This window comes from Pseudomonas oryzae, assembly GCF_900104805.1.
GTDB classification, from domain to species: Bacteria; Pseudomonadota; Gammaproteobacteria; order Pseudomonadales; family Pseudomonadaceae; genus Geopseudomonas; species Geopseudomonas oryzae.
On the sequence record NZ_LT629751.1, the window covers coordinates 2,836,635 to 2,848,868 of the forward strand.

Genomic DNA, 12,234 nt, shown 5'->3' on the forward strand with positions numbered 1-12,234 from the left:
GTCCTCTCGTTTCGGAGCGGCCTGCAGGCCACGATCAACTGTATAATTAGCCAGTATTATTCCACAGGGCAGGACACCCGCCTACCCCTCGGCGGGATTTTCCCCTGCCGTCAGTCGCAACAGCCCCTCGAGGGCCCGTGCCACGGTGCGCTCGCGCACCGTCTGGCGGTCCCCGGGGAAGTGACAACGGCAACTGAACACTTGCCCCGCCGCCTGCCAGGCCAGCCATACGGTGCCCACCGGCTTGTCCGGCGTACCACCATCCGGGCCGGCGATGCCGCTGACCGCCACCGCCAGCGCCGCCCCGCTGCGCTGGCAGGCGCCATGTGCCATCGCCTCGACCACCTCGCGGCTGACCGCGCCGACCGTGGCGAACAACCTCTCCGGCACATCCAGCTGCAGGCTCTTCTGCCGGTTGGAATAGGTGACGTAGCCGGCCTCGAACCACTGCGAACTGCCGGCAATCCGGGTGATGGCTTCGGCAATCCCGCCACCGGTGCAGGACTCGGCGGTGGTGACCTGCAGTTGCCGCGCTTGCAGCGCTTCCCCCAGCCGTGCGGCCAGGTGGGTAATGCGATCCATGATTGCGCCTCCGGGGTTAAGCCTGTCCGGGCGATACCGTACACTAGCCGCTTTTGCGAATTGAAGCCGGACCGCGATGAGCAACGATTTCTCCGCCCACACGCCGATGATGCAGCAGTACCTGAAGATCAAGCAGCAGCATCCCGATCAGTTGCTGTTCTATCGCATGGGCGACTTCTACGAGCTGTTCTATGCCGATGCGCAGAAGGCGGCCAAGCTGCTCGATATCACCCTGACCGCACGCGGCCAGTCGGCAGGCCAGCCGATCCCGATGGCCGGTATCCCGTTCCACTCCGCCGAAGGATACCTGGCGCGCCTGGTCAGGCTCGGCGAGTCGGTGGCGATCTGTGAACAGATCGGCGATCCGGCGACCAGCAAGGGCCCGGTCGAACGTCAGGTGGTACGCATCATCACCCCCGGTACGGTGAGCGACGAGGCGCTGCTCGACGAGCGCCGCGACAACCTGCTGGCCGCCCTGCTCGGCGACGAGCGCCTGTTCGGCCTGACGGTACTGGACATCACCAGCGGCCGTTTCAGCGTGCAGGAAATCAAGGGTTGGGAAGCACTGCTGGCCGAACTCGAGCGGCTCAATCCGGCCGAGCTGCTGATCCCCGACGACTGGCCGCAGGATCTGCCGGCAGAAAAGCGCCCCGGCGTGCGCCGCCGCGCGCCCTGGGACTTCGACCGCGCCACTGCGCTCAAGGCACTGTGCCAGCAGTTCGGCACCCAGGACCTCAACGGCTTCGGCTGCCAGGGCCTGACCCTCGCCATCGGCGCCGCCGGTTGTCTGCTGCTCTATGCCCGCGAAACCCAGCGCAGCGCCCTGCCGCACATCCGCAGCCTGCGCCACGAGCGTCTCGACGATGCCGTCGTCATGGATGCCGCCAGCCGACGCAACCTGGAGCTGGACACCAATCTCGCCGGTGGTCGCGACAACACCCTGCAGAGCGTGGTCGACCGCAGCATGACCGCCATGGGCAGCCGCCTGCTGTGCCGCTGGCTGAACCGCCCGCTGCGTGACCGCTCCATTCTCGAAGGCCGTCAACAGGCCATCCGCTGTCTGCTCGACGACTATCGTTTCGAAAACCTGCAACCGCGACTCAAGGACATCGGCGACGTCGAGCGCATCCTCGCCCGCATCGGTCTGCGCAGCGCGCGTCCGCGCGATCTGGCCCGCCTGCGCGATGCGCTGGCGGCCCTGCCCGACCTGCAGCAGCACATGAGCGAGCTGGAGGCGCCGCACCTGCAGGAGCTGGCCGGCAGCATCCGCACCTATCCGGAACTGGCGGAGCTGCTGGCCAGGGCGATCATCGACAACCCGCCGGCGGTGATCCGCGACGGCGGTGTGATCAAGCGCGGCTACGACGCCGAGCTCGACGAGCTGCAGCTGCTCAGCGAAAACGCCGGCCAGTACCTGATGGACCTGGAGGCACGCGAAAAGGCACGCACCGGCCTGCCCAACCTCAAGGTCGGCTACAACCGCATCCATGGCTACTATATCGAGCTGCCGCGGGTGCAAGCCGAACAGGCGCCCGCCGACTATATCCGCCGGCAGACGCTCAAGGGCGCGGAACGCTTCATCACTCCCGAGCTCAAGGCCTTCGAGGACAAGGCGCTGTCGGCCAAGAGCCGTGCCCTGGCCCGCGAGAAACTGCTCTACGACGAACTGATCGAGACTCTGATCGAGCAGCTGGCGCCACTGCAGGACACTGCCGCCGCCCTTGCCGAGCTGGATGTGCTGAGCAACCTGGCCGAACGTGCGTTGAACCTCGACTTCAACTGCCCGCGCTTCGTCGACGAACCCTGTCTGCGCATTACCCAAGGCCGCCACCCGGTGGTCGAGCAGGTGCTGACGACGCCCTTCGTCGCCAACGACACCGTGCTGGACGACAGCACGCGCATGCTGATCATCACCGGTCCGAACATGGGCGGTAAGTCGACCTACATGCGCCAGACCGCACTGATCGTGCTGCTGGCACACATCGGCAGCTATGTGCCGGCCGAAGCCTGCGAGCTGTCGCTGGTCGACCGCATCTTCACCCGCATCGGTTCCAGCGACGATCTGGCCGGCGGACGCTCGACCTTCATGGTCGAGATGAGCGAGACAGCCAGCATCCTGCACAACGCCAGCGAGCGCAGTCTGGTGCTGATGGACGAGGTCGGCCGCGGCACCAGCACCTTCGACGGCCTCTCGCTGGCCTGGGCCGCAGCCGAGCACCTGGCCCGACAGCGTGCCTTCACCCTGTTCGCCACTCACTACTTCGAACTGACCGTGCTGCCGGAAAGCGAACCGGTAGTGGCCAACGTGCACCTCGATGCCGCGGAGCACGAGGAACGCATCGTCTTCCTGCACCACGTGCTGCCGGGCCCCGCCAGCCAGAGCTATGGTCTGGCGGTGGCGCAACTGGCCGGCGTGCCGGATCCGGTCATCCGCCGTGCCCGCGAGCATCTCGCGCGCCTCGAGCAAACCAGCCTCCCCCATGAGATCGCTAGCGTTGCGCCCAGCAAGAAGAACAACAAGGCCGCGCCAGTGCAGCCCGACCTGTTTGCCATGCAGCCGCACCCACTGCTGGAGGAGCTGGAACGACTCAGCCCCGATGACCTGAGTCCGAGACAGGCACTCGAGCTGATATATGCTTGGAAGACCCAGCTATAACGAAGCAGATACCAAGCTGCTAGAATCCCGCGCGCCATGCCGTGGCTGGCGCCTGCCCGTCTGAGGAGATAAAAGAACATGACCTTCGTCGTTACCGACAACTGCATCAAGTGCAAGTACACCGACTGCGTAGAAGTCTGCCCGGTGGACTGCTTCTACGAAGGCCCGAACTTCCTGGTGATCCACCCGGACGAGTGCATCGACTGCGCCCTGTGCGAGCCCGAGTGCCCGGCCCAGGCCATCTTCTCGGAAGACGAGGTACCGGAAGACCAGCAGGAATTCATCGAGCTCAACCGCGATCTGGCAGAAGTGTGGCCGAATATCACCGAGAAGAAAGATGCTCTGGCTGACGCCGAAGAGTGGGATGGCGTCAAGGACAAGCTGCAGTATCTGGAGCGCTGATCAAGCGATCAGCCACCGCAGCGAGCAAGCCCCGACTAGTTCGGGGCTTTTTTCGTCTGCTGGAAAAGCAAGGGGCTTGCCTGGAGCTCACACCGGGAACCCGCCACAGCCTGGGCCTGTGTCTATGGAGCGAGGCACTCGGCAGCAGCACGTGACAGGGACTGGCTCCCCTGCCTGTTGATTGCCGTCAGGCTTGCCTGACGGCGATGGCGCGTGACCATCGCGGACCAGCGCCGCAGCTCCGGCCCTAAAGGCTTCTCCCGCCGGCGCGATAGGCCACCCGAGGCAAGCTTTTCGGCCCGAAAAGACGAAACCCCGACCAGCATGTGCTGATCGGGGTCTCTGTATAGGTGCTTGACGATGACCTACTCTCACATGGGGAAGCCCCACACTACCATCGGCGATGCGTCGTTTCACTGCTGAGTTCGGGATGGGATCAGGTGGTTCCAACGCTCTATGGTCGTCAAGCAATTCGGTTGGGGCATCGCCGTGGCGCTACCCCGAATCGGGTACGTGATAGTCGTATTCGGTAATTTGCGGTTCTGCAAGCTTTCGGCCTGTCTCACGCAAACAATCAGATTGTTTGGGTGTTATATGGTCAAGCCTCACGGGCAATTAGTACTGGTTAGCTCAACGCCTCACAACGCTTACACACCCAGCCTATCAACGTCGTAGTCTTCGACGGCCCTTCAGGGAGCTCGAGGCTCCAGTGAGATCTCATCTTGAGGCAAGTTTCCCGCTTAGATGCTTTCAGCGGTTATCTTTTCCGAACATAGCTACCCGGCAATGCCACTGGCGTGACAACCGGAACACCAGAGGTTCGTCCAACCCGGTCCTCTCGTACTAAGGTCAGCCCCTCTCAAATCTCAAACGTCCACGGCAGATAGGGACCGAACTGTCTCACGACGTTCTAAACCCAGCTCGCGTACCACTTTAAATGGCGAACAGCCATACCCTTGGGACCGGCTTCAGCCCCAGGATGTGATGAGCCGACATCGAGGTGCCAAACACCGCCGTCGATATGAACTCTTGGGCGGTATCAGCCTGTTATCCCCGGAGTACCTTTTATCCGTTGAGCGATGGCCCTTCCATACAGAACCACCGGATCACTAAGACCTACTTTCGTACCTGCTCGACGTGTCTGTCTCGCAGTCAAGCGCGCTTTTGCCTTTATACTCTGCGACCGATTTCCGACCGGTCTGAGCGCACCTTCGTACTCCTCCGTTACTCTTTGGGAGGAGACCGCCCCAGTCAAACTACCCACCATACACTGTCCTCGATCCGGATAACGGACCAGAGTTAGAACCTCAAGATTGCCAGGGTGGTATTTCAAGGATGGCTCCACGCGAACTGGCGTCCACGCTTCAAAGCCTCCCACCTATCCTACACAAGCAAGCTCAAAGTCCAGTGCAAAGCTATAGTAAAGGTTCACGGGGTCTTTCCGTCTAGCCGCGGATACACTGCATCTTCACAGCGATTTCAATTTCACTGAGTCTCGGGTGGAGACAGCGCCGCCATCGTTACGCCATTCGTGCAGGTCGGAACTTACCCGACAAGGAATTTCGCTACCTTAGGACCGTTATAGTTACGGCCGCCGTTTACCGGGGCTTCGATCAAGAGCTTCGCTTGCGCTAACCCCATCAATTAACCTTCCGGCACCGGGCAGGCGTCACACCCTATACGTCCACTTTCGTGTTTGCAGAGTGCTGTGTTTTTAATAAACAGTCGCAGCGGCCTGGTATCTTCGACCGGCATGGGCTTACGTAGTAAATACTTCACCCTCACCGGCGCACCTTCTCCCGAAGTTACGGTGCCATTTTGCCTAGTTCCTTCACCCGAGTTCTCTCAAGCGCCTTGGTATTCTCTACCCGACCACCTGTGTCGGTTTGGGGTACGGTTCCTAGTTACCTGAAGCTTAGAGGCTTTTCCTGGAAGCATGGCATCAACCACTTCGCATTCTAAAAGAACGCTCGTCATCAGCTCTCGGCCTAGATTTCCCGGATTTGCCTAAGAAATCAGCCTACCACCTTAAACTTGGACAACCAACGCCAAGCTGGCCTAGCCTTCTCCGTCCCCCCATCGCAGTAACTAGAAGTACAGGAATATTAACCTGTTTCCCATCGACTACGCTCTTCAGCCTCGCCTTAGGGACCGACTAACCCTGCGTCGATTAACGTTGCGCAGGAACCCTTGGTCTTTCGGCGTGGGAGTTTTTCACTCCCATTGTCGTTACTCATGTCAGCATTCGCACTTCTGATACCTCCAGCGAGCTTCTCAACTCACCTTCACAGGCTTACAGAACGCTCCTCTACCGCTCATCCAAAGGATGAACCCGTAGCTTCGGTGTGTGGTTTGAGCCCCGTTACATCTTCCGCGCAGGCCGACTCGACTAGTGAGCTATTACGCTTTCTTTAAAGGGTGGCTGCTTCTAAGCCAACCTCCTAGCTGTCTAAGCCTTCCCACATCGTTTACCACTTAACCACAACTTTGGGACCTTAGCTGACGGTCTGGGTTGTTTCCCTTTTCACGACGGACGTTAGCACCCGCCGTGTGTCTCCCACGCTGACACTTCCAGGTATTCGGAGTTTGCATCGGTTTGGTAAGTCGGGATGACCCCCTAGCCGAAACAGTGCTCTACCCCCTGGAGTGATACGTGAGGCGCTACCTAAATAGCTTTCGAGGAGAACCAGCTATCTCCGAGCTTGATTAGCCTTTCACTCCTATCCACAAGTCATCCCCTACCTTTTCAACGGGAGTGGGTTCGGTCCTCCAGTCAGTGTTACCTAACCTTCAACCTGCTCATGGATAGATCGCCCGGTTTCGGGTCTATACCCAGCGACTAAACGCCCTATTAAGACTCGCTTTCGCTACGCCTCCCCTATACGGTTAAGCTCGCCACTGAATATAAGTCGCTGACCCATTATACAAAAGGTACGCAGTCACCTAACAAAGTAGGCTCCCACTGCTTGTACGCATACGGTTTCAGGTTCTATTTCACTCCCCTCTCCGGGGTTCTTTTCGCCTTTCCCTCACGGTACTGGTTCACTATCGGTCAGTCAGTAGTATTTAGCCTTGGAGGATGGTCCCCCCATGTTCAGACAAAGTTTCTCGTGCTCCGTCCTACTCGATTTCACTTCAAGGACCCTTTCGCGTACGGGGCTATCACCCACTATGGCCGCACTTTCCAGAGCGTTCCGCTAAAATCCAAGAAGCTTAAGGGCTAATCCCCGTTCGCTCGCCACTACTAAGGGAATCTCGGTTGATTTCTTTTCCTCAGGGTACTTAGATGTTTCAGTTCCCCTGGTTCGCCTCTTGCACCTATGGATTCAGTACAAGATACCCGGCTTGTGCCGGGTGGGTTCCCCCATTCAGAGATCTCCGGATCAAAGTCTGTTTGCCGACTCCCCGAAGCTTATCGCAGGCTACCACGTCTTTCATCGCCTCTGACTGCCAAGGCATCCACCGTATGCGCTTATTCACTTGACCATATAACCCCAAGCAATCTGCAATCCGAAGATCTGATTTCCTGCGGTCATTGTGCGTGAATACGACATTCGCCGAAAACTTGCGCTTGAACTCGCAAATTTTACCTTGACGTGGATGAGTGCAGTGAAAACACTCACCCAGTCTACTTCTATCACTTACCCGAATTTTTAAAGAACGTTCTGGCGCAAAGACCAGAAATCAGTATTCCCACATCAGCCGCACCTGGCGAACTGACTGAATACTCATTTCTGAGCTTTCGGCGATTAAATGGTGGAGCCAAGGAGGATCGAACTCCTGACCTCCTGCGTGCAAAGCAGGCGCTCTCCCAGCTGAGCTATGGCCCCATCTTTCGATCGGCCTGCGCACCACGACAATTGGTGGGTCTGGGCAGATTCGAACTGCCGACCTCACCCTTATCAGGGGTGCGCTCTAACCAACTGAGCTACAGACCCAATCGCCTTTCGCGAGTGAATCAAGCAATTCGTGTGGGAGCTTATGAAGAAGCTGGGATCTTCGATTAAGGAGGTGATCCAGCCGCAGGTTCCCCTACGGCTACCTTGTTACGACTTCACCCCAGTCATGAATCACTCCGTGGTAACCGTCCCCCCGAAGGTTAGACTAGCTACTTCTGGAGCAACCCACTCCCATGGTGTGACGGGCGGTGTGTACAAGGCCCGGGAACGTATTCACCGTGACATTCTGATTCACGATTACTAGCGATTCCGACTTCACGCAGTCGAGTTGCAGACTGCGATCCGGACTACGATCGGTTTTGTGAGATTAGCTCCACCTCGCGGCTTGGCAACCCTCTGTACCGACCATTGTAGCACGTGTGTAGCCCTGGCCGTAAGGGCCATGATGACTTGACGTCATCCCCACCTTCCTCCGGTTTGTCACCGGCAGTCTCCTTAGAGTGCCCACCATAACGTGCTGGTAACTAAGGACAAGGGTTGCGCTCGTTACGGGACTTAACCCAACATCTCACGACACGAGCTGACGACAGCCATGCAGCACCTGTGTCTGAGTTCCCGAAGGCACCAATCCATCTCTGGAAAGTTCTCAGCATGTCAAGGCCAGGTAAGGTTCTTCGCGTTGCTTCGAATTAAACCACATGCTCCACCGCTTGTGCGGGCCCCCGTCAATTCATTTGAGTTTTAACCTTGCGGCCGTACTCCCCAGGCGGTCAACTTATCGCGTTAGCTGCGCTACTAAGTTCTCAAGGAACCCAACAGCTAGTTGACATCGTTTACGGCGTGGACTACCAGGGTATCTAATCCTGTTTGCTCCCCACGCTTTCGCACCTCAGTGTCAGTATCAGTCCAGGTGGTCGCCTTCGCCACTGGTGTTCCTTCCTATATCTACGCATTTCACCGCTACACAGGAAATTCCACCACCCTCTACCGTACTCTAGCCCAGTAGTTTTGGATGCAGTTCCCAGGTTGAGCCCGGGGCTTTCACATCCAACTTGCTGAACCACCTACGCGCGCTTTACGCCCAGTAATTCCGATTAACGCTTGCACCCTTCGTATTACCGCGGCTGCTGGCACGAAGTTAGCCGGTGCTTATTCTGTTGGTAACGTCAAAACTGCAGGGTATTAACCGGCAGCCCTTCCTCCCAACTTAAAGTGCTTTACAATCCGAAGACCTTCTTCACACACGCGGCATGGCTGGATCAGGCTTTCGCCCATTGTCCAATATTCCCCACTGCTGCCTCCCGTAGGAGTCTGGACCGTGTCTCAGTTCCAGTGTGACTGATCATCCTCTCAGACCAGTTACGGATCGTCGCCTTGGTGAGCCATTACCCCACCAACTAGCTAATCCGACCTAGGCTCATCCGATAGCGTGAGGTCCGAAGATCCCCCACTTTCTCCCGTAGGACGTATGCGGTATTAGCGTTCCTTTCGAAACGTTGTCCCCCACTATCGGGCAGATTCCTAGGCATTACTCACCCGTCCGCCGCTGAATCAGGAAGCAAGCTCCCCTCATCCGCTCGACTTGCATGTGTTAGGCCTGCCGCCAGCGTTCAATCTGAGCCATGATCAAACTCTTCAGTTCAAATCAATCCGGGTTTTGAGAAAACCCTAAACTTGGCTCAGCAATCGCAAAAAACTCTCGAATTCACGAGTGTTGCTTGTGATGCTGATAATCTTGCGATCACCAGTCTTACCCCACAAGCACCCACACGAATTGCTTGATTCAACTTGTTAAAGAGCGTTTCGATCAGACTCTGCGGAAGCTTTCGTCTCAACCGAGGCCGCGCATTCTACAGCAGCCTTTTAACCTGTCAAGCGACTTTCGAAAATTTTCTTTTCGATTCAACCGCTTGCGCTTCAGCGCAGCACCAGGCCACCGAAGCGAGGGAGATGAATCATACAGCAACCGGAGCCACTGTCAACCTCACCTCCGCAGCGCCATCCGCTTCGCGGAACAGCGCCGACAAAACCGGAGCCTTGCCACTCACGACCGTAACCTGAAGACAACCCCTTGATTTTCAAGGACTTTCAGCTCACCGCCGGGAGTGGTGCGCATTATAGAGCGGCAAATCTGGACGTCAACGCTTATTTCAAACTTTCGCCCAATCGGACCATCAGCCCACCGACGGAGAAGGCTTCTTGCGCTTGGGCGCAGTGAAGCCATCCCCCAGGGTAGCCGCTGGCGGTCGCTTGTCGCCCTTGCGAGCCGGAGACTTGCCAGCAGCCTTGGCAGTGCTGCCCGCCTTCTTCGCCTGTTTCTTTTTCTTGCTGCCAGCGGCCTTGCCGGAAGCCTTGAGCTTCTTCGGCCCCTGATAGCTGCCCTGCAGCTCCTTGATCAGCCGGCGCTCGAAGGACTGCTTGAGGTAACGCTCGACGCTGGACATCAGGTTCCAGTCGTTGTGGCAGATCAGCGAGATGGCCAGCCCCGCCTGTCCCACGCGCCCCGCACGCCCGATACGATGCACGTACTCGTCGCCGCTGCGCGGCATGTCGAAGTTGATCACCAGGTCGACGCCCTCGATGTCGAGGCCGCGGGCCGCCACATCGGTGGCGATCAACACATTGATGTTGCCCTGACGCAGCCGTTCGACGGCCAGCTTGCGCTCCTCCTGGGTCTTCTCGCCATGCAGCACATAGGCCTTGACGGCAGAGGCACGCAGCACACCGGCCAGACGATCTGCCTGGGCGCGGGTATTGGTGAAAACGATGGCCTGGGCAAAGGCTTCATGCGCCAGCAGCCATTGCAGCAGGCGCTCCTTGTGCGGCACGTCATCGGCCGTGATGATCTGCTGGCGGAGATTCTCGTTCAGATCGTCACGACGATTGAGCAATAGCATCTGCGGCTCGCGCAGGACCTCGCTCACCACATGCCCGAGGGCACGCTCGCCGGCTGTTGCGGAGAACAGCATGGTCTGCCGCTCCGGCGGACAGGCTCCGGCGATCTTCAGCACGTCCTCGCTGAGCCCCATGTCGAGCATGCGATCCGCCTCGTCGAGCACCAGCACTTCGATATCATCCAGTTGCAGGCTGCCCGTCTCGAGATGGTTCAGAACACGTCCCGGCGTACCGATCACGATCTCGGGATTCTTGCGCAGTGCCGCCGCCTGCTCCTTGAAGCCTTCACCGCCGGTTACCAGTCCGGCCTTGAGGAAGGTGAACTGCGCGAAGCGCTCGATTTCCTTGAGCGTCTGTTGCGCCAGCTCGCGGGTCGGCAGCAGAATCAGGGCTCGCGCACCAGCCTGCGGCCTCGGAGTCTCCAGCAGACGGTGGAGCAGGGGCAACACGAAGGCGGCCGTCTTGCCGCTGCCGGTCTTGGCAGTCACCCGCAGGTCGCGCCCATCCAGCGCCGGCGGAATGGCCGCCGCCTGCACCGCCGTGGGTTCGACAAAGGACAACGTGGACAACGCCTTGAGCAAACGCTCATGCAAACCGTAATCAGCAAACACAACCTACCTCGGATGTTCGATATCGTCGGTGCATAGACTAACCCGAGTCGACCTCCGACAGTTGCTTTCCTCGGAGAAAGCCCACGCTCATCCGCCGTACTGCGCCGCCTCCGCACCCCGCAGCTGCCTGCGCAACAGATGGGCACTGTCCAGCCCGACCAGCAGCACCGCCAGCCAGATCGGCCCATAGGTCAGTAGCTGCGCCACACTGAAAGCCTCACCCAGAAGTGTCACGGCGACCACGAACAGCAGTGCCGGCTCGACGTAACTGAGAATACCGAACAGCCCCATGGGCAACAGACGACTGGCGGCCAGCATGGTGGCGAACGCCAGCGCACTCAGCACGCCCAGCCCAGCCAGCAACCACCACAACCGGGGCGCAGCATCGAAGAGCCCCGGCTCGGCCTGCCCGATGACCAGCAGCGCCAGCGGCACCAGCACCAGCATCTCCAGCACCAGGCCGCTCAAAGCGTCCAGCCGCATCCAGCGGCGCAGCATGAAATAAGGCACATAGCCGAGGGCGCTGAGCGCCGTATAGATGGAAAAAGCCCGAGTGAGCCAGAGTTCGTGCAACACGCCGATGGCCGCGCAGCAGACCGCCAGCACCTGCAGCGGGCGCAACCGCTCGCCGTAGAACAGCCGCCCGGTCAGTACCAGGGCCAGCGGCAGCAGGAAATAGCCCAGGGCGACATCCAGGGTGTGGCCGGTCAACGGTGCCCAGATGAACACCGCCCATTGCACACCCATCAGCAGTCCGGACAGGATCAGCGCCGCCAGCAGACGCGGCTCACGCCGCAGACGCTCCAGTGCCTGGCGCAGCAGACCGAGCTGACGCATGGCCAGCATCAGCAGGAGCACCGCCGGCAGGCTCCAGAGCACCCGCTGGGCGATGATCTGCGTGCCGTCCAGCGGCTCGAGCAGCAGCACATAACCGGGAATCAACGAAAACAGCAGCGACGCGCTGATCGACAACAGCACGCCTCGCCCGGACAGGATCATTCACCTTGCCTCCAGCCGGCGAGCCATGGCGGGTACGGCATTGCACCTTCCCGCAGCCAAACGCGGCCAATCAAATCGCACCAAAACAGTGCAATACTAACGTGTTTCGGTATGACCGAGTAGCCGCAGAACGACAAAAAACGGCCGCACAAGGCGGCCGTGAAAGAGCCGCGCGCGAGCGCGCGGCGAG

General features: G+C 59.3%; 5 protein-coding genes, 2 tRNA genes and 3 rRNA genes. 2 read left to right on the top strand and 8 right to left on the bottom strand.

Features of this window, described 5'->3' with window-relative positions; all coding sequences use genetic code 11:
• Nucleotides 1-81: 81 nt before the first annotated feature.
• Nucleotides 82-582 carry a CinA family protein gene (locus BLT78_RS12820; protein ID WP_090349344.1) on the bottom strand — a complete coding sequence of 167 codons (501 nt, stop codon included), beginning with the start codon at nucleotides 580-582 and terminating at the stop codon, nucleotides 82-84.
• Between the two features lie 76 nt (nucleotides 583-658).
• Between BLT78_RS12820 and mutS the strand changes: the two genes are divergently transcribed.
• Together mutS and fdxA are read left to right on the top strand one after the other, a co-directional pair.
• Complete coding sequence (gene mutS, locus BLT78_RS12825) at nucleotides 659-3,238, top strand: DNA mismatch repair protein MutS (protein ID WP_090349345.1); 2,580 nt, start codon at nucleotides 659-661, stop codon at nucleotides 3,236-3,238.
• 78 nt (nucleotides 3,239-3,316) lie between these two features.
• On the top strand, nucleotides 3,317-3,640 hold the full coding sequence (fdxA, locus tag BLT78_RS12830; RefSeq protein ID WP_090213848.1) for a ferredoxin FdxA: 324 nt from the start codon (nucleotides 3,317-3,319) through the stop codon (nucleotides 3,638-3,640).
• A 352-nt stretch (nucleotides 3,641-3,992) separates the two neighbouring features.
• Here fdxA and rrf read toward each other — a convergent pair.
• The 7 genes from rrf to rarD all read right to left on the bottom strand — a co-directional run bounded on the left by rrf (nucleotide 3,993) and on the right by rarD (nucleotide 12,044).
• A 5S ribosomal RNA gene (gene rrf, locus BLT78_RS12835) occupies nucleotides 3,993-4,108 on the bottom strand.
• 126 nt (nucleotides 4,109-4,234) lie between these two features.
• Nucleotides 4,235-7,126 (bottom strand): 23S ribosomal RNA (locus tag BLT78_RS12840).
• 268 nt (nucleotides 7,127-7,394) lie between these two features.
• A tRNA-Ala gene (locus BLT78_RS12845) sits at nucleotides 7,395-7,470 on the bottom strand.
• A gap of 31 nt (nucleotides 7,471-7,501) precedes the next feature.
• A tRNA-Ile gene (locus BLT78_RS12850) sits at nucleotides 7,502-7,578 on the bottom strand.
• Between the two features lie 66 nt (nucleotides 7,579-7,644).
• Nucleotides 7,645-9,181, bottom strand: a 16S ribosomal RNA gene (locus BLT78_RS12855).
• The 16S, 23S and 5S rRNA genes sit together here with 2 tRNA genes alongside, the layout of an rRNA operon.
• Nucleotides 9,182-9,713: 532 nt before the next feature.
• On the bottom strand, nucleotides 9,714-11,045 hold the full coding sequence (locus tag BLT78_RS12860; RefSeq protein WP_090349346.1) for a DEAD/DEAH box helicase: 1,332 nt from the start codon (nucleotides 11,043-11,045) through the stop codon (nucleotides 9,714-9,716).
• Nucleotides 11,046-11,132: 87 nt separating this feature from the next.
• The gene (gene rarD, locus BLT78_RS12865) at nucleotides 11,133-12,044 is read right to left on the bottom strand and encodes an EamA family transporter RarD (RefSeq protein WP_090349347.1); all 912 of its coding nucleotides are present in this window, start codon (nucleotides 12,042-12,044) and stop codon (nucleotides 11,133-11,135) included.
• Nucleotides 12,045-12,234 lie beyond the last annotated feature (190 nt).